Origin of the sequence: Streptomyces sp. NPDC032161, from assembly GCF_040636995.1 — a bacterium.
Classification (GTDB): Bacteria; Actinomycetota; Actinomycetes; order Streptomycetales; family Streptomycetaceae; genus Streptomyces.
In genome coordinates, this window is sequence record NZ_JBEZVN010000001.1 from 724,231 (window position 1) to 743,386 (window position 19,156).

General features: G+C 69.2%; 13 protein-coding genes. All 13 read right to left on the reverse strand.

Going from position 1 to position 19,156, the window contains the following annotated elements:
- Positions 1-241 precede the first annotated feature (241 nt).
- A complete protein-coding gene (locus AB0E67_RS03050) occupies positions 242-1,471 on the reverse strand; it encodes a dipeptide ABC transporter ATP-binding protein (RefSeq protein WP_362020123.1) in 1,230 nt (409 codons plus the stop codon).
- A complete protein-coding gene (locus AB0E67_RS03055; RefSeq protein ID WP_362020126.1) occupies positions 1,461-2,438 on the reverse strand; it encodes an ABC transporter ATP-binding protein in 978 nt (325 codons plus the stop codon). The genes AB0E67_RS03050 and AB0E67_RS03055 overlap by 11 nt, the downstream gene beginning before the upstream one ends.
- Positions 2,439-2,448: 10 nt before the next feature.
- Positions 2,449-3,426 carry an ABC transporter permease gene (locus AB0E67_RS03060; protein WP_362020128.1) on the reverse strand — a complete coding sequence of 326 codons (978 nt, stop codon included), beginning with the start codon at positions 3,424-3,426 and terminating at the stop codon, positions 2,449-2,451.
- Positions 3,419-4,342, reverse strand: coding sequence for an ABC transporter permease (locus AB0E67_RS03065; protein ID WP_362020130.1), 924 nt, complete (start codon positions 4,340-4,342; stop codon positions 3,419-3,421). The genes AB0E67_RS03060 and AB0E67_RS03065 overlap by 8 nt, the downstream gene beginning before the upstream one ends.
- Before the next feature lie 94 nt (positions 4,343-4,436).
- Positions 4,437-6,062 (reverse strand): ABC transporter substrate-binding protein, encoded by a 1,626-nt coding sequence (locus AB0E67_RS03070; protein WP_362020132.1) that lies wholly within the window; start codon positions 6,060-6,062, stop codon positions 4,437-4,439.
- Positions 6,063-6,756: 694 nt separating this feature from the next.
- Positions 6,757-7,908: a dipeptide ABC transporter ATP-binding protein gene (locus AB0E67_RS03075; RefSeq protein WP_362020135.1), complete on the reverse strand. Its 1,152-nt coding sequence runs from the start codon at positions 7,906-7,908 to the stop codon at positions 6,757-6,759.
- The gene (locus AB0E67_RS03080) at positions 7,901-8,956 is read right to left on the reverse strand and encodes an ABC transporter ATP-binding protein (protein WP_362020138.1); all 1,056 of its coding nucleotides are present in this window, start codon (positions 8,954-8,956) and stop codon (positions 7,901-7,903) included. The genes AB0E67_RS03075 and AB0E67_RS03080 overlap by 8 nt, the downstream gene beginning before the upstream one ends.
- A 17-nt stretch (positions 8,957-8,973) precedes the next feature.
- A complete protein-coding gene (locus tag AB0E67_RS03085; protein WP_362020141.1) occupies positions 8,974-9,897 on the reverse strand; it encodes an ABC transporter permease in 924 nt (307 codons plus the stop codon).
- A 31-nt stretch (positions 9,898-9,928) separates the two neighbouring features.
- Positions 9,929-10,852: an ABC transporter permease gene (locus AB0E67_RS03090; protein ID WP_073781769.1), complete on the reverse strand. Its 924-nt coding sequence runs from the start codon at positions 10,850-10,852 to the stop codon at positions 9,929-9,931.
- Positions 10,853-11,020: 168 nt separating this feature from the next.
- On the reverse strand, positions 11,021-12,673 hold the full coding sequence (locus tag AB0E67_RS03095; protein ID WP_362020143.1) for a peptide ABC transporter substrate-binding protein: 1,653 nt from the start codon (positions 12,671-12,673) through the stop codon (positions 11,021-11,023).
- A gap of 504 nt (positions 12,674-13,177) precedes the next feature.
- Positions 13,178-13,768 carry a hypothetical protein gene (locus AB0E67_RS03100; protein ID WP_362020145.1) on the reverse strand — a complete coding sequence of 197 codons (591 nt, stop codon included), beginning with the start codon at positions 13,766-13,768 and terminating at the stop codon, positions 13,178-13,180.
- 400 nt (positions 13,769-14,168) lie between these two features.
- The gene (gene typA / locus AB0E67_RS03105; RefSeq protein WP_362020147.1) at positions 14,169-16,073 is read right to left on the reverse strand and encodes a translational GTPase TypA; all 1,905 of its coding nucleotides are present in this window, start codon (positions 16,071-16,073) and stop codon (positions 14,169-14,171) included.
- Between the two features lie 690 nt (positions 16,074-16,763).
- Positions 16,764-19,124 (reverse strand): ABC transporter family substrate-binding protein, encoded by a 2,361-nt coding sequence (locus AB0E67_RS03110; protein WP_362020149.1) that lies wholly within the window; start codon positions 19,122-19,124, stop codon positions 16,764-16,766.
- Positions 19,125-19,156: the final 32 nt, after the last annotated feature.

Consider the following 19,156-nt stretch of genomic DNA (forward strand, 5'->3'; position numbering starts at 1 on the left):
CCCCCGGCACCGGGCAAGGGGATCGCCGGGGTGTTGTGCGAACGGGCAACCGGACGATCAACGGGCGACCGGCCGGGGGGAGTTGGCGCCCCGACCGGTCCACGGCGCCCGCACGGCCGTGCTCCGCCCATGCTGCCGCAGCCGTGTGTCGGAGGCGCGACGGCCGCGTTGCCCACGCGTTACGGAAGCCCCGGCCCCGCCGCCGCGTCCCGCCGCCGGGCCCCGTCCGTACGCCTCGCGGTCAGGCCGACCGGCCGCTCCCGGAAGCCGATGTCCCGCCCTCCCCGCCCTCCTCGCCCGGTCCACCCTGCCCGCCCTGCCTGTCCGGTCCGCCCGGTCCGCCCTCCCCGCCCTCCTCGTCCGGTCCACCCGGTGCCACCACCCGCTTCTCCTCCGCGAAGTGGCAGGCCGAGGGGTGCTCCGCCGGGCCGTCCGTCCCCCGGAAGACCTCCGGGACCGCCAGCAACGGCACCTCCCGGGCGCACCTCTCCCGCGCCTTCCAGCAACGGGTCCGGAAGCGGCAGCCGGAGGGCGGATCGGCGGGCGAGGGGACGTCCCCGTGCAGGACGATCCGCTCCCGCCGCGCGCGGACCGTCGGGTCCGGCACCGGCACGGCGGACAGCAGCGCCTGGGTGTACGGGTGGGTGGGGTGGTCGTAGATCTGCTCGTCGGTGCCGGTCTCCACGATCCGGCCCAGGTACATCACGCCCACCCGGTCGGAGATGTGCCGGACGATCGACAGGTCGTGCGCGATGAAGACGTAGCTCAGCCCGAACTCCCTCTGGAGCCGGTCCAGCAGGTTGACGACCTGTGCCTGGACGGAGACGTCGAGGGCGGAGACGGGCTCGTCGGCGACGATGATCTCCGGGTTCAGGGCCAGTCCGCGGGCGATGCCGATGCGCTGACGCTGACCGCCGGAGAACTGGTGCGGGTAGCGGTTGACGTACTCCGGGTTCAGGCCCACCACGTCCAGCAGTTCCCGCACCCTGCGGCGGCGGTCGCCCTTCGGCGCCACCTCGGGGTGGATCTCGTACGGCTCCCCGATGATGCCGCCGACGGTCATGCGCGGGTTCAGCGAGGTGTACGGGTCCTGGAACACCATCTGGATGTTGCGGCGCACCGCCTTCAGCGCGCGCCCCGACAGCCTGGTGATGTCCTCGCCCTTGTACCTGATCGCACCGGCCGTCGGCCGCTCCAGATGCACCAGCATCCGGGCCACGGTCGACTTGCCGCAGCCCGATTCCCCCACGATGCCGAGCGTCTCCCCGGCCGCCAGGTCGAAGGAGACGCCGTCGACGGCCTTGACCGCGCCGATCTGCTTCCTGAACAGCACGCCCCGGGTCAACGGATAGTGCTTGACCAGGTCGCGGACCTGGAGGATCGGTTCGCCGCGGTCGCTCTCCCCGGAAGGGCCGTTTCCCGGGGAGGGGCCGCTCCCCCGGTCGGCGGGCGTCGCGTGATCAGCGCGCATCGAGCGCCTCCTCCCAGAAGTAGCAGGCGCTCTCGCGGTCCTCGGCCACCTGGAACAGCGGTGGCACCTCGCCCCGGCAGACGTCCCGGGCCAGCGGGCAGCGCGGATGGAAGGCGCAACCGGGCGGGACGCGCAGCAGGCTGGGCGGCAGGCCCTTGATCGCGTACAGCTCCCGGCCCTTCTGGTCCAGGCGCGGGATGGACCGGAGCAGGCCCTTGGTGTACGGGTGGGCCGGGGCCCGGTAGATGTCGTGGACGGGGGCCGATTCGACGATGCGGCCCGCGTACATCACGGCGATCCGGTCCGCGACGTCGGCGACCACGCCGAGGTCGTGGCTGATCAGGATCAGGCCCATGTCGTACTCGCGCCGGAGCTCCGCCAGCAGGTCCATGACCTGCGCCTGGACCGTCACGTCGAGCGCCGTGGTGGGCTCGTCCGCGATGATCAGCGAGGGTTCCAGCGCCAGCGCCATGGCGATCATGATGCGCTGGCGCATGCCGCCGGAGAACTGGTGCGGGTAGTCGCGGACGCGCTGCCCCGCCGCCGGGATGCGGACCCGGTCCATGAGCTCGACCGCCTTCGTCCGGGCGTCCTTGCGGGACATCCCCCGGTGGACGACGAACATCTCACCGAGCTGTTCCCCCACGCTGAGCACGGGGTTGAGGGAGGAGAGCGCGTCCTGGAAGATCATGGCGATCTCCTGGCCGCGGATCCTCCTGCGCTCCTCCCTGCCCATCCCCAGCAGGTCGCGGCCCTTGAAGAGGATCTCGCCGCCGCCGATCCGTCCCGGGGGCGTGTCGAGGATGCCCATGACGGCCTGGGCGGTGACGGACTTGCCGGAGCCGGACTCGCCGAGCACGGCCAGTGTCTCGCCCGCGTCCACGGCACAGGTGACTCCGTTGACGGCTTTGGCGACACCGTCGCGGGTGCGGAACTCCACGTACAGATCGCGCACTTCGAGCAGCATGGCGGGCTCCTCAGCGCAGCTTGGGGTCGAGGGCGTCGCGCACCGCGTCGCCGAGCATGATGAAGGCGAGCACCGTGACCGCCAGGGCCCCGGCGGGCCAGAGCAGCATGTGCGGGGCGTTGCGGATGTACGGGGAGGCGGCGGAGAGGTCGATGCCCCAGGAGACGGCGGGCGGCCTCAGCCCGACGCCGAGGAACGACAGGGTCGCCTCCAGCGCGATGTACGTACCGAGCGCGATGGTCGCGACGACGATCACCGGCGCGACGGCGTTCGGGGCGATGTGGCGCAGCAGCATCCGGGTGTGGGAGGCGCCGAGCGCCCGGGCCGCCTGCACGTAGTCGTTCTGTTTGGCGGTGATCACGGCGCCCCGGGCGATGCGGGCGATCTGCGGCCAGCCCAGCAGCACGATGAAGCCGATCACGGGCCACACGGTGGAGCTGGTGACGACGGAGAGGAAGACCAGCCCGCCGAGAACCACGGGGATGCCGAAGAAGACGTCGGTGACGCGCGAGAGGACGGCGTCCCACCAGCCGCCGAAGTACCCCGCCAGACCGCCGAGGAGTCCGCCGAACAGGGCGACGCCGAGGGTGGCGCAGATGCCGACCGTCACCGAGTTCCTGGCTCCGTGGACGGTACGGGTGTAGACGTCGCAGCCCTGTCCGTCGAAGCCGAAGGGGTGCCCGGGGCGGGGGCCGTCCTGGGCCAGGGCGAGGTCGCAGTCGAGGGGGTCCTGGCCGGCGATCAGCGACGGCCGGATCGAGATGACCACCAGGAAGAGGATGATCAGGGCGGAGACGAGGAAGACCGGGTCGCGGCACAGGTCCCGCCGGGCGTCGGACCACAGGCTGCGCGGTTTACCGGTGGGTCCGGTGCCCCCGGGGCCGCCGGGCGCCCTTTCGAGGGTCGTGCCCTCCTCCAGGGCGAGGCCCGTCGCTCCGCCCGCGCCGCCCGGTGAGATCGCCTCGTCCGGTGTCTGCTGCTCAGGCATAGCGGATCCTCGGGTCGAGTACGGCGTACAGCAGGTCGACGAGCAGGTTGGCCGCCAGGAAGACGAGGACCAGGACGGTGACGAAACCGACGACGGTCTGGGAGTTCTGGCGCAGGATGCCCTGGTAGAGCTGGTAGCCGACGCCATGGATGTTGAAGATCCGTTCGGTGACGATCGCGCCGCCCATGAGGGCGCCGATGTCCGTGCCGATGAACGTGACGACGGGGATCAGCGAGTTGCGCAGCAGGTGCCGGACGACGACGCGGCGCCGGGGAAGCCCCTTGGCGACGGCGGTGCGGACGTAGTCGGCGCGGGCGTTCTCCACGATCGAGGTCCGGGTGAGCCGGGTGACGTACGCGAGGGAGACCGAGGCGAGGACCAGCCCGGGGACGATGAGCGCGTCGACGGGCGCCCCCGGCGGGACGGAGGGCTTGATGACGCCCCATTGGACGCCCAGGAGGAGTTGCAGCAGCAGGCCGGTGACGAACGTCGGGACGGAGATGACGATCAGGGTCAGGACGAGGCCGGTGGTGTCGACGGGGTGTCCGCGGCGCAGTCCGGTGACGACGCCGAGGCTGATGCCGATGACGATCTCGAAGACGATCGCGACGACGGTGAGCCGGATCGTGACGGGGAAGGCCCTGGCCATCAGCTCGGTGACCTTCTGCCCGTTGAACGCGGTACCGAAGTCGCCGGTGAAGACGTTGCCCATGTACGTCGCGTACTGCTGCCACACGGGCTTGTCGAGGCCGAACTCCGAGCGGAGCCGGGCGGCGGTGGCCGGGTCGCACCGGCGCTCGCCGCAGAGGCCCGCGATGGGGTCGCCCATCACGTTCACCATGAGGAAGATGAGCAGCGTGGTGCCGAGGAAGACCGGGACCATCTGCAGCAGCCGCCGGATCACATAGCGTCCCATCAGGGCTCCCGGGGGTCGCGGGTTCCGGAGGGCCGGGGGGCGGTTCCCGGTGGCCGGGGGCGACGGTGCTCGGCCGGATGCCGGTCCCGGCGGATCACTTGACCCGGATCCCCTCGTACACCGGGACGCTGAACTGGTTCAGCGCCACGTCGCTCACCCGCTCCGAGTAGCCCGCGCTGCCGTTCTGGTACCAGAGCGGGATGACGGGCATCTGCTCGGCCAGGACCCTCTCGGCGTCCTGGAACGTCGAGACGGCCCTGGCCCGGTCGGACTCGGCGTTGGCCCGGTCGACCAGGCCGTCGAACTTCTTGCTGCTCCACTTGCCGTCGTTGGACGAGGCGTCGGTGTAGTACAACGGCTGGAGGAAGTTCTGGATCAGCGGGTAGTCCATCTGCCAGCCCGCCCGCCAGGCGCCGGTGAGCCGCTGCCGGGACACCTGTGCGCGGAAGTCGGCGAACGTGCCGACCGGGGTGCCGACGCACGCCTTGTTGTCGTCCATCACCCGGTTGATGCTGTTGCAGACGGCGTCCACCCACTCCTTGTGGGAACCGGTGTCGGCGTTGTACGTGATCGTGAGCCGGCCTCCCGGGATGCCGCCGCCCTCCTGGATCAGCTTCTTGGCCCGGGCCGCGTCGAACTCGCAGGGCGCGCCGCACAGCCCTTCCTGGAAGCCGCCGTGCGCGCCGAGGACCGGGGAGGTCCAGTCGGAGGCGGGGGTGCGGGTCTCCCGGAAGATCTGGTGGGTGATCTGCTCCCGGTTGATGGCCATGGACAGGCCCTGACGGACCTTGGCGGCCTCCGGTGCGGCCCATTTCCGGTCGTAGAAGGGGAAGGCGAGGGTCTGGATGATGCCCGCCGGGGTGTTGATGTAGCGGGGGCCGAGGTCCGCCTCGACGTTCTTCAGCTGTGCGGCGGGCACGTCGTCGACGAGGTCGAGGTTCCCGGCCATCAGGTCGGTGTAGGCGGTGTTGCTGTCGGTGTAGACCTGGAGGTCGATGCCGCCGTTGCGCGCCTTGTCGGGGCCGGGGTACGCGTCCCGTCTGCGCAGACTCATGGCGGCGCCCTGGGTGTACGAGTCGACGATGTACGGACCGTTGCCGACGGGCTTGGCCAGCCAGCCGGCGTGGTCGGTGAAGAAGGCCCGGGGCAGCGGGGCGAAGGCGGGATAGCCGAGGGTGTCGGGCCAGAGGGAGAACTTCTGCGACAGCCTGACCGTGAAGGTGCGGTCGTCGACGACCCGGAGGCCGGAGAGCGTCTTCGCGGTGGCGGGGCCGGCGGCCGGGTGGACCTTGGCGTATCCGTCGATGTAGCCGAAGAAGTAGGCGTTCTTCTGGTTGTTCTTCAGCTGGGCGCCGTAGTTCCAGGCGTCCACGAAGGACCTCGCGGTGACCTTCTCGCCGTTGCTGAACGTCCAGCCGTCCTTCACGGTGACCGTGAAGTTCTGGTTGTCCTCGGTCCCGATCCGCTCGGCCAGCATGTCGGTGGCGGCACCGGTCCTCGGGTCGTAGCGCTTGAGCCCACGGAAGATCATGTCGAGGACCTTGCCGCCCTGCACCTCGTTGGTGTTCGCCGGTTCCAGCGGGTTCTGCGGGTCGCCCCAGGAGGACCTCACGATTCCGTCGGGACCGCCGCGGAGCTCCTCGCCGCCTCCGCATGACGTCGCCGTCAGGGCGACGACCGCCGCGCAGGCGATCCACCCGGCCCGTGTGGCTCCGCGCATGGAGTGCCTCCTCCTCGTGCCCGGTCGCATCACTTCGTGTCACCGAAACCTCACTCGGCGTCACCTCCAGTCGAATATCACCTCCCGTCACGACCCACGCACCTTGTCCGCGGCCGTACGTGTGCACCCGTCACCTCTCCGACGGGGATCCGGGCGGGCCCGCCCCACGGGGGTCCAGGGGCCCCTGGGCGGCGATCTGACGGCTGACGCCACGCGGGAGCCCCATCCCCCGCCCGGGGCGCCACCCGGAAGCGCCGCACCCGCCGCGGCGGGTGCACCACCGAGCGCGCACGCGGCACCGAGCGGGTACTCACCGGACGGCCCGCGCCACCGACGGGCAGGCACCGCCGGACGGGCGCGCGATACCGGACCGGCATCTTCCCGCGACAAGGAAACGATCACGTCCGCGCCCGACCACCGAACCTCGACAGTCACTCAAGCCCCGTGCCACAAGAGCAACAACCTGTGGGGCATCCAGTACAGGTGATCCGCAGGGCGGACGTGTCGACGCACCGTCGAACGAGCGGAGGGTGACGGAGCGTCGGGCACCGCGGTGAGTGTCCGTGCGGCCGTGCGGCCGGACGCCGACTCGACGGCCGGGACGGCCGGACACGACGGACGGCCCGGAACCCCAAGGGTTCCGGGCCGTCCGTGTCACACACGTCGCGTCATACGTGCCGTGGCACGCGCCGGTTCACGAAGCCGCGCCGACGACGTCCTTCTCCTCGGCGAAGTGGCAGGCCGACTCGTGCGCGGTCGGTGAGTCCGAGGACTTGAAGCGCTCGGGCACCGCCAGCAGCGGCGTCTCGGCGGCGCACTTGTCCTGCGCCTTCCAGCAACGGGTGCGGAAGCGGCAGCCGGACGGCGGGTTCGCCGGGGACGGCACGTCGCCGGTGAGGATGATCCGCTCGCGGTTCTCGCGGGCCTCCGGGTCCGGCACCGGGACCGCCGACAGCAGCGCCTGCGTGTACGGGTGCGTCGGGTGGTCGTAGATCTGCTCGTCCGTGCCGATCTCGGCCATCCTGCCCAGGTACATCACACCGACGCGGTCGGAGATGTGCCGGACGATCGACAGGTCGTGCGCGATGAAGAGGTACGAGAGGTTGAACTCGTCCTGGAGCTTCTCCATCAGGTTGATGACCTGCGCCTGCACCGACACGTCGAGCGCGGAGACCGGCTCGTCGCAGATGATGATCTCCGGGTTGAGCGCGAGACCGCGGGCGATGCCGATGCGCTGGCGCTGACCGCCGGAGAACTGGTGCGGGTAGCGGTTGATGTACTCCGGGTTCAGGCCCACCACGTCCAGGAGCTCCTGGACCTTGCGGCGGCGGTCGCCCTTCGGCGCCACCTCGGGGTGGATCTCGTACGTCTCGCCGATGATGTCGCCCACCGTCATACGGGGGTTGAGCGAGGTGTACGGGTCCTGGAACACCATCTGGATGTTCCGGCGGACGGCCTTGAGGGCCTTGCCGGACAGCTTGGTGATGTCCTGGCCCTTGTAGAAGATCTCGCCGGAGGTGGCGGTCTCCAGGAGCATCAGGAGCTTGGCGACCGTGGACTTGCCACAGCCGGACTCGCCCACGATGCCGAGCGTCTCGCCCTGGTACAGGTCGAAGGAGACCCCGTCGACCGCCTTGACCGCGCCGATCTGCTTCTTGAACAGGATGCCCTGGGTCAGCGGGAAGTGCTTGACCAGGTTGCGCACCTGGAGGATCGGCTCGCCCCGGTCCACCTTGGCGTCGAGGGCGGCGACCGCCTCGGCCTCCGTGGCGACGTCGGCCGTGTCCACCTCGGTGACGTTGGGGGTGGCGTCCACGGCGTCGGTCTTCTTGCTGTCCTCAGCCATGGATCTGCTCCTTCCAGAAGTGGCAGGCGCTGCTGCGGCCGACCAGCTCGGTGCCGTCCGTCTCGGTCACCGGCAGCAGGGCCGGGACGTCGGTGCGGCAGATGTCCTGCGCCTTGGGGCAGCGCGGGTTGAAGGCGCAACCGGAAGGCGCCTTCAGCAGGTTGGGCGGCAGGCCCTTGATCGCGAAGAGCTCGTGGCCCTTCTGGTCCAGGCGCGGGATCGAGTCGAGCAGGCCGCGGGTGTACGGGTGCGCCGGGCGCTTGTACAGCTCGTGGATCGGGGACTGCTCGACGATCCGGCCCGCGTACATGACCGCGATCTTGTCCGCGACGTCGGCGACCACGCCGAGGTCGTGGGTGATCAGGATCAGGCCCATGTTGTACTCGCGCTGCAGCTCCGCCAGCAGGTCCATGACCTGCGCCTGGACCGTCACGTCGAGCGCCGTGGTGGGCTCGTCCGCGATGATCAGGTCGGGCTCCAGGGCCAGCGCCATGGCGATCATGATGCGCTGGCGCATACCGCCGGAGAACTGGTGCGGGTAGTCGTTGACCCGGCTGCTGGCGGCCGGGATCTTCACCCGGTCCATCAGCTCGATGGCCTTGGCCTTGGCGTCCTTCTTGGACATGCCCTGGTGGACCCGGAACATCTCGCCGAGCTGGTTGCCGACCGAGTAGACCGGGTTCAGCGCGGAGAGCGCGTCCTGGAAGATCATCGCCATCTTCGGGCCGCGCAGCTTGCGCCGCTCGTTCTCCGGGAGCTGGAGGATGTCCTGCCCCTGGAAGAGGATCTCGCCCTTGGCGACCCGTCCGGGGGGCGAGTCGAGGATGCCCATGATCGCCTGCGCGGTCACGGACTTGCCGGAGCCGGACTCGCCGAGCACGGCGAGCGTCTCACCGGCACGGACGCTGTAGTTGACGCCGTTGACGGCCTTGACGATGCCTTCGCGGGTCTTGAACTCGACGTGCAGGTCGCGCACTTCGAGGACGGGCGTGTCGGCGTCGCCGGAGCGCCTGCCCGGCGCCTCCGCGGTGACGTGTGAAGTAGTCATGTCGTGGTGCCGCCCTCTCAGCGCAGCTTCGGGTCAAGGGCGTCGCGCAGCCCGTCACCGACGAAAACGAAACCAAGGACGGTCAGGACGATCGCGATGGAGGGATACACCCAGAGGTAGTCCTTCACACCGAGGAAGTCCTTGGCGGCCGACAGCATGTTGCCCCACTCGGCGACCTCGGGGCTGACGCCGACGCCCAGGAAGGACAGTGCGGCCTCGGCCACGATCGCGCTGCCGACGCTGAAGGCGGCGTACGCCATCACGGCGGCGATCGAGTTGGGGATGATGTGCCGGATGATGATCCGCGAGGTGCTGGCGCCCAGCGCGCGGGCGGCGAGCACGTAGTCCGCCTCACGGACCGACAGGATCGAGCTGCGCAGCAGTCGGGAGACGGTCGGCCAGGAGAAGACCGCCAGCGAGATGATCACCGGGGCGACGCCGCGGCCCATCGCGATGATGATGACGATGGCACCGATCAGCAGCGGGAAGGCGAAGAAGACGTCCGCGATGCGCATGAGCACCGAGTCGGTGGCCTTGCCGAAGTAGCCGGCGAGGGAACCGATGACGATGCCGATGAGGCAGGCCAGGAAGATCGAGGCCAGACCGATGATGACGGCGATGCGGGCGCCGTAGATGATGCGCGACAGCTGGTCGCGACCGAGCGCGTCGGTACCGAGGATGTGGTCGCCGCCCGGCGCCTGGAGGGTGTTGTTGAGGTTCTGCGCCAGCGGGTCGTACGGCGCCAGCAGCGGCGCCAGCGCGGCGGTCAGGAACAGCAGGACGACCAGCACCAGGCCGACCACGGCCAGCTTGTTGGCCATGAAGCGGTGGCGGATCTCGCCCCACTGGGTGACGCGGGCGATCGCCGGCTCGGCCTCGGCCGGAGCGGCCGCCTTCTGAGCGGTCCCCGCCTCCGCTGTGCTCTTGGTGAGCTCAGTCATGGGTGTGACTCCTAGAACGGGCTGCCTGGGATCAGGCGAGACGGATGCGCGGGTCGAGGACCGCGTACAAGAGGTCGACGATCAGGTTGAGCAGGACGAACACGGCGACGCCGAAGGTCACCACGCCGATGATGATCGGGTTGTTCTGCTGCTGGACCGCCTGCACCAGGGCGAGCCCGATACCGTCCCAGTTGAAGATCGCCTCGGTGATGAGCGCACCACCGAGCAGGCTGCCGAAGGAGATGCCCAGGTAGGTGACGACCGGGATGATCGAGTTGCGCATCACGTGCTTGACGAGAACCGTGCGCCGGGGCAGGCCCTTGGCGACGGCCGTCTTGACGTAGTCGGCCCGCAGCACCTCCAGCATGGTGCCGCGCATGAGTCTCGCCACCAGTGCCGCGTCGAGGATCGCGAGCGTGAAGGCAGGCAGGACCAGGGAATTGAAGGAGCCGTCGGAGATCAGCGGGAACCACTGGAGGTCCACCACGAAGAACTTCTGCAGGACCATGCCGATGATGAAGGATGGGAATCCGACGGCCAACGTGGTCAGCAGTGTGATCAACACGTCCCAGAATGAATATCTGAACAATGCGGCGATCAGACCCGCGAAGACGCCGATCGCGATGTCGATGACGATGGCCGCGACGGCCAGCTCGGCGGTGTTCGCGAGCTTCGGCTTCAGGATCTCGGTCACCGGGCGGCGCTGGGTGAAGTCCTCACCGAGGTCGCCCTTGGCCAGGTTCTGGACGAAGTGCCCGTACTGGACCGGCAATGGGTCGTTGAGTCCATAACGCTCCCGGAGCTCGGCCACGACGGCCGGATCACGGGCCTTGTCGCCGCCGAGCGAACCCACGGGGTCGCCGGGCAGGATGAACAGACAGCAGAAGAGAACAATGGTCGCACCGAAGAGGACGACGATCATCTGCCCGAGCCGACGGATCACATATCTGCCCACGATGCCTCCTTCACATACTGAGTGTGGGGATGGGCGGCATCATCCGATCGGGAGAGCGGCCGCCGCCGGGCGCCGTCAGAGGGGTGCGCCCGGTACTGGGCGAAGGCCGTGGAAGCCGAAGAAGTTACTCCGACTCCACGGCCTTCGCCTACCTGTTGAAGAAGGCTCTTACTTGAGCGTGATCTCCGCGAGGTCCGGGTCCTCGAAGAAGTTCATCTTGAAGTTGCCGAACTTCTTGGTGTTCACCAGACGGTACTGCGAACGCTGCCAGAGCGGGATGACACCCTGGTCCTCGTCGAGCGCGATCTTCTCGGCCTGCTTGTACAGGTCGGCGCGCTTGGCGGCGTCCTTCTCGGAACGGGCCTGGTCGAGCAGCTTGTCGAACGCGGGGTTCGAGTAGCGGCCACGGTTGTCGCCCTGCGCCTTGCCGGTCGACGGGTCCTCACCGATACCGGCGGTGCTCAGCAGCGGGGCGAGGAAGTTGTCCGCGGTCGGGTAGTCGGCGGTCCACGCCGAACGCCACAGACCGTCGGCCTTCTTCTCCTGCTGCGCGGCCAGGGCCTCCTTGAACGGCTTGCCGTCCAGCTTGACGTTGAGGCCGAGGACATCCTTCAGCTGCGCCGCGATGGCCTGGACCCACTCCTCGTGGCCGGCACCGGTGTTGTAGCCGAAGTGGATGGTCGTGCCCGACTTCAGGCCGCCCTTCTCGGCGAGCTCCTTGGCCTTGGCCTTGTCCTGCTTGACGCAGGAGGTGCAGACGCCGGCCTGGTAGGTGTCGGCGAAGGACGGCGGCAGGAACGCGGTGGCCGGCTTCTGCATGCCCTGGAAGACGGACTTGGCGATGGCCTCGCGGTCGATCGCGTACGAGATCGCCTTGCGCGCGTCGGCGTTGTTCAGCGGCTTGTTCTCGTTGAACACGACCAGGTAGTTGATGCCGGAGAACTCGGCCGAGTACCACTGGCCCTGCGGCTCGTACTTGGCCTTGGCAACCGAGAGCTGCGGCGTGGGCATACGCGCGAAGTCGAACTGACCCGACTGGAAGCCCGTGTACTCGAGCTGGGAGCTGTTGGCCGGGTTCAGGATCTTGAGCTCGACCTTGTCCAGCTTGGCCTTGTTCAGGCCGTAGTCGTCGTTGCGGGCGAGCGTGATCGACTTGTTGTGCTCCCAGCTGCCCTCCATCTTGAAGGGGCCGTTGCCGATCGGGGCGTCGTTGTACTTCTTGTTGTCACCGGCACCGGCGACCTTCGGGACCGGGCTGAAGGCCGCGTGGGCGGTCTTCTTGTCGAACTCGAAGTCGACCTCGGCCAGTTCGACCTTGAGGGTGTTGGCGTCCGGAGCGGACAGACCGGCGAACTTGTCGGTCTTGCCGCCCTTGAGGTCCTCGTAGCCCTTGATGCCAGCCATGTGGTACGAGACGTCGGAGGCCGACGCCTTCGAGGCGACACGGGTCCAGCCGCGGATGAACGACTCGGCGTCGACGGTCTCACCGTTGGTGAACTTCGTGCCGGCCTTGATCTTGAACGTCCAGGTCTTGCCGTCCTCGGACGTGCCGGACTCGGCGAGCTTCGGGATGAGCTTGCCGTCCGTGGCCACGTCGTACAGCTGGGTGAAGATGGCCCGGGTGACGAGCATGCCCTCGGACTCCTGGGCGTTCACCGGGTCGATGGAAACGGGCTCGGTGATGCCGAGCCGGAACGTGCCGCCATTGCCCCCCTTACCGGCGCTCTCCTTCTTGTCGCCGTCCCCGCCGCCACAGGCGGTCGCGGCCAGGGCGATGATTGCCGCTCCCGCGACCCACTTGGCGCTCTTGGCACCACGCATGGGTTTCCTCCTCATGAGTCCACTTTTGACTACAAGAAGGGCACTGGAGTGATACACCGACACCCCTGACGGCGATCGTTCAGTGCCCCGAGTGTGCTCGTGAGTCGGCACTCCCCACAGTGCGTGACCCATTGACCCGAGCTCATCGAGCCAACTATTAAGGACGGCTGGGCCGTAAACCACACCTAAAGGGTCTCGTTTTGGCAACATCAACCGCACGCGTAGACCCGAAATACGGACAAAGCGATCCTAGACAGACACCCCCGAAACGGACCGTTAATACATGTTCCGGAGAGCGACGCCCGATAACCGGACATCCAATCGAAGAAAACGGGTTGAACGTCCGCAAAGGATTGCGCTTCCTCTCACCCCGCCCCGGCCGCGGTGTCCGCGTCGACACCCCGCGGGCCGCGCGGACGCCAACGGCGAGGCGCCGGAAGTCCGGTCCGCCACGTCGCCGCGGCGGACGGAACTTCCGGCGGGTTCAGCCGCGCTTCCGACGGGTCAGCAGTACTTCTTGTGCACCACGGCGGCGATGCTCTTCTTGCTGACCTTCTCACCGCAGCGGGTCGCGCCATCGACCATGGCGCCATAGCTCTTCGCCTGCCCGTGGGCCTGCTTGACCCACTTCGTGCCCCGGTCGCAGCGGTACGCCTGCCAGTACCCGGACGCCTTGAGCCGACCCACGTAGAACCAGTAGCGGCCCTTCTTGGTGAGCGTGTCCGTGATGCTGACGCTCTTGGTGGTCGTCTTGCCCTTCGAGTGGTTGTAGGACCCCTCGACGTTCGCGTCGAGACTCGCCAGCACCTTGCCCACCGACAGACCTGCGGTCGAACCGCCGCCGATGGACCAGCCCGAGCTGAGCGTCTTCTCGTGCGAGAGCGTCTTGGTGACCGTCCGGCTGCCGGACGAATACTCCTTCTCGTATCCCTTGACCTGGTGCGTGAGTACACGGCTGTGGCTCGTAGTGACCCAGGTGACCGAGCGGGTGCCGGGATCACAGATCAGCGGTGCCGCGCTCGCGCTGGTCACCGGCACGATCACCAGCGCCGAAGCGGCCAGCGCCATCGCGGCAGTCGCCGAAGCGAAACGCATCCTCAAGGTCGTCCCCCATTTCATTCCGCAGACGGCACGGCCGCACGACATGCGCCCCCCATCTGCTTGCGCATGCGAATCACTTGCCATCCGCATCGCAACCCCGTGCCGACACCAAGCGGTGCGACACAGGTGATTCTGTCACTCAACTCTCCCTGTTCACAAGCTTTTTAAAGAGGTCCCATGTGCTTCAGCAACGAACTGACGGATCGCGCAATGAGGCGGGTGTCGTTGAGTCTGAGTTCCCGATCGCACACATGATGCCGACGAGGGCAGCAGAGCGACGGCTGAGGGTGCGAGCACCAGGGAGAGACCGTAAAAGGGCCCGGCCCCTCCGCACACGGTGCGGAGGGGCCGGGCCGAAAAGGGACTGACGGAGGCCGAAGGTACTGGCCGGGCGTCAGCGCTTGGCGCGCGAGGCGGTGCGGGCGCGCTCGCGTGCGTCCAGGTTGACCTTGCGGATGCGGACGGCCTCCGGGGTCACCTCGACGCACTCGTCGTCGCGGCAGAACTCCAGCGACTGCTCCAGCGAGAGCTTGCGCGGCGGGACGATCGCCTCGAACGAGTCGGCCGACGAGGACCGCATGTTCGTGAGCTTCTTCTCCTTGGTGATGTTCACGTCCATGTCGTCGGAGCGCGAGTTCTCGCCGACGATCATGCCCTCGTACACCTCGGTGCCGGGCTCGGTGAACAGCACGCCGCGCTCCTGGAGGTTGGTCATCGCGAAGGCGGTGACCGCACCGGCGCGGTCGGCGACCAGGGAGCCGTTGTTGCGGGTCTGCAGCGGGCCGAACCAGGGCTCGTGGCCCTCGTGGATCGAGTGGGCGATGCCCGTGCCGCGGGTCTGGGTCAGGAACTCCGTGCGGAAGCCGATCAGGCCGCGGGACGGGACGACGAACTCCATGCGGACCCAGCCAGAGCCGTGGTTCGACATGTTGTCCATGCGGCCCTTGCGGACACCCATGAGCTGGGTGACGGCGCCCATGTGCTCTTCGGGCACGTCGACCGTCATGCGCTCGACCGGCTCGTGGACCTTGCCGTCGACGTCCTTGGTGACGACCTGCGGCTTGCCGATGGTGAGCTCGAAGCCCTCGCGACGCATCTGCTCGACCAGGATGGCGAGCGCGAGCTCACCACGGCCCTGGACCTCCCAGGCGTCCGGGCGCTCGGTGTCGAGGACGCGGAGCGAGACGTTACCGATCAGCTCGCGGTCCAGGCGGTCCTTCACCTGGCGTGCGGTGACCTTGCGGTCCTTGACGGCGGACTTGGCGTCCGCGCCCTTGCCGGTGCCACCGCGGCCGACCAGCGGCGAGGTGTTCGTACCGATCACCATGGAGATCGCCGGCTCGTCGACCGTGATCAGCGGCAGCGCGATCGGGTTCTCCGGGTCGGCCAGGGTCTCGCCGATCATGATGTCGGGGATACCGGCGACGGCGCAGATGTCACCGGGGCCCGCCACCTCGGCCGGCTTGCGGGTGAGCGCCTCGGTCATCATCAGCTCGCTGATGCGGACGTTCTGGACCGAGCCGTCGCGCTTGATCCAGGCGACCGTCTGACCCTTGCGCAGCTCGCCCTGCTCGACGCGGAGCAGCGCGATACGGCCGAGGAAGTTGTCCGCGTCCAGGTTGGTGACGTGGGCCTGCAGCGGGGCCTCGTCGTCGTACTGCGGGGCCGGGATGTGCTGGAGGATCGTCGAGAAGAACGGCTCCAGGCTGGTCGAGTCGGCCGGGACGGTGCCGTCCTCCGGCTTGGTCAGCGAGGCGATGCCGTCACGGCCGCAGGCGTAGACGATCGGGAACTCGATCTGGTCCTCGTCCGCGTCCAGGTCGAGGAAGAGGTCGTACGCCTCGTTCACGACCTCGTCGATGCGGGAGTCGGGACGGTCCGTCTTGTTGATGCACAGGATGACGGGGAGCCGGGCCTGGAGGGCCTTGCGCAGCACGAAGCGCGTCTGCGGGAGCGGGCCCTCGGAGGAGTCCACCAGCAGCACCACGCCGTCGACCATCGACAGGCCGCGCTCGACCTCGCCACCGAAGTCGGCGTGGCCGGGGGTGTCGATGATGTTGATCGTGATCGGGTCCCCGCCGTCCTTGGGGTGGTACTTCACTGCCGTGTTCTTGGCGAGGATCGTGATGCCCTTCTCACGCTCCAGGTCGTTCGAGTCCATGACGCGGTCGTCCACGGAGTCGAGCTGGTGCGCGCCGAAGGCACCGGCCTGCTTGAGCATGCCGTCGACGATGGTGGTCTTGCCATGGTCGACGTGGGCGACGATGGCTACGTTACGGATGTCATGGCGCGTGGGCATGTGTGGCTTGAGCTTCTCTCGGATCGTGGGATCAGGCGTCTCAGTCGCTCTCGGGTCCTCGTACGCCCGCCGGGCGTACGCGCCACGGCTACCCACCATCGTAAAGGGCCGACGCCGTAGCGGCTTCCCCGGCGAATTCCCACCGCCCCGGAAAGGAGGTCGCGGCGGGCTCCGGACGGGCCCGGGGCCCGGGGTCCCGCCCGCCGGGCCGCGGCGGATCCGCGCCCGCCGCGGCCCTGATCGGTCTCGGCCGCCCGCTCCCGTCGTCCCCGTCGGCGTACGCGCTCACCGCGACGCGGCGCGGTGCTCGTTCGCATCACCGTGGCCATGTCTTCCGACGGATTTCACCGAAGGACACGGCCACGGTCCCCGGTGGGACGTCTGACACGGGACTTGAGCGGCTCGGGAGGTGGGGCTCCGCAGCGGCTGGACTCCGGGACGAGGCCCGGAGGTGGGGGGAGTGAGCGGCCACCCGGGTCAGCGGGTGCTCACGACCTTGCCCGCCGGGAAGCCGGGCGGGCAAGGGACTTGAGCTGGTTCTGAGCTTCCGGCGCCGCTCTGACCTGCTGCTCCTTCATCGCTTGTACGTCTTGTCCTCGTACGTCTCACGGCCGGGTCCTTGGATGTCTCGTGGCCGGTCCTCGTACGTCCCGCGCCCCGGCACGGTGTGGCCGTGGTCGGTGCTTGCGGCTACTGCTTGCGTTGCGCCGGGGGCCCTGCGGGCTGCGGGCGCTTGAAGCCGATGTCCTGGTAGTGGGGTGTCCCGAAGCCGAAGGCCCCGACGTTCACCAGTCGCTTGTCGGCAGCCACGAGCTGCGGCCTCTGGTAGAGGGGGATCGAGCCCGCGGCGGCCCAGATCCTGGCGTCCGCCTGGTTCATCAGGTCCCGGGCCGCCCCCTCGTCGAGCTCGGAGACCGCCTTGTCGAACAGCTGGTCGATGTGATCCGTGCCGACGCGGGTGTAGTTCTGCTCGACCACCAGCGAACCGTCACCGGCGGGCACCGGCTTGGCGTAGATCGGACGGTTGTCGGTCGCCGGGTAGGCGGTGGCGGGCCAGGAGTAGAGCGCCAGGTCGTAGTCGCCGGCGGCGATGTGGTCCCGGAAGTAGCTGTCGTCGGAGACCCTGGTGATCGACGTGCCGATGCCGATCGAGTCGAGCATCGCCGAGATCTTGCCGCCGACCGCGCGCAGCGGCTCCGAACCGGGCCCGGACGGCAGGACGAAGCGCAGGTTCAGCGGCTGGCCGTCCTTGCCGAGCGGACCGCGTCCGGTCTCCGGGGCCGGGGCGGCGGTCCCGGCGGGGGCATAGGCTCCGGCCGCGCCGCCGGGCCGCTGGTCCTGGGCGGCGAGCGTGGCGGTGGCGTCCCCGGGGATGCCGGTTCCGGCCAGGTGCCCGGCCTGCCGCAGGAGGGCGGCGCGGTGGGCCGCTGCGGCAGGGGCGGGAGCGAGGATCCGCAGGCCGGTGGTGGTTCCGTCCGCGTCACCGGGTTTGCCGTCGTCCCCCACGATGTCCAGACCGTCGCCGCGGCCGCCGTTCCCGCCGTCGTCGCCGTTCGCGCCCTCGCTGCTGCTCCGGTTGCTGCCCTGGTTACTGCTCTGGCCGTTCTTGCCGTCCTTGTCGTCCTTGTCGTTCTTCTTCTCGGCCTCGCTGCCCGCCTTCGCACTGCCCGGCTTCTTGATCGCGCCCTCGCGGGTCCAGCCCGCGTCGGCCAGCAGGGCCCGCGCCTCTTCCTTGTCCTCGCCGCCGAGCGCGCCGCTGCCGTCCTGGTACCCGGGCTGTCCCGCCAGGGCGACATGGCTGCCGAGCGGCACGGCGGGCAGGCCGAGCGGCTTGAGCACGGTGTCGACGAGTTCCTGCCGGTTCAGGGCCCGGGCGACCGCGCGCCGCACCCGCTCGTCGGAGAGCGGCCCGGACCCGCCGTTGAGCGCGAGCTGGGTGTACGCGGGCTCCAGCGACTTGCGGACCGCGTACGAGCGCAGCGCGTCCTGCTCGGCCGTGTACGCCTCCGCGGCGGCGCGGGCCTTCTCCCTGGCCGCTCGCGCGGCGGCCGCCTCCGTCTCGTTCGAGCCGTGCGCCATGGCCCAGGAACGCATCGCGGCGGCCGGATCGTCCGCGGCCCCGGGCCCGTGGGCGAGGGGCTGTCCGTTCGGACCGTTGCCGCGGGCCGCGGAGGCGACCCGGTTGGCCGTGCCGGCGTCGATGTCGGCGACCTCGACCTTGTGCTCCGTCAGGGCCTGGACACGGTCCTTCGGCGCGACGGCGCGGAAGACGAGTGATTCGAGCTTGGCCGGCTTCCCCCACCAGCGCGGCTCACGGACGAGGGTGACCTCGCCCGCCTTCTTGTCCACACCGCTCAGCCGGAACGGCCCGGCCGTGACCGCCAGGGCGGTCCGCGCGCCGTCGTTGAAGCTGTTCGGGGCGCCGGTCACTTCCTTCGGGTACAGCGGGGAGAACAGCGAGCGCCAGTCCGCGTACGGCTTGGTGAAGGTGACCCGGACCTCCAGGTCGTCGGCGCCCCGCTCGATCTTCGCGATGCGGTCGTACCCGGCGTTGCGCGCGGTCCAGTACGCCGAGTTCCTGCCGCTCAGCGCCTGCCACTGGGCGACGAAGTCGGGCGCCCCGATCTTCCGGCCGTTGCTCCACACCGCCTTCTGGTCGAGCTTGTAGCGCACCACCTGCCGGGGCTCGCGCTCGATCACCTTCGCGGACTCCAGGTAGTCCGGGTTGAGCTGCGGCCTGCCCCGGGCGTCCAGCGGGAACAGGGTCGGCAGCACGGCGCCGGTGATGCGGGTGGTGGAGCCGTCGGCGTCGGCCTGGAACGCGTTGAGGGTGGCGGGCACGGAGTCGATCGCCCAGTGGACCGTCCCCCCGGCGGCGACCGAGCCCCGGCCCGCGACCGCGATGTCCTGGGGAGCGGCGGCGGCCGTCGCCGCTCCGCTGTCGTCGGCGGTGCAGCCGGCCAGTACGGGGAGCGTCAGCACGCCCGTCGTGAGGAGCGCGAGCGAACGGCGCTTACGGGCCGTCCCCCACGGGACGCCGACGTGGGACATGGCTGATACCTCCGGGTCCGGCCCGACCCACC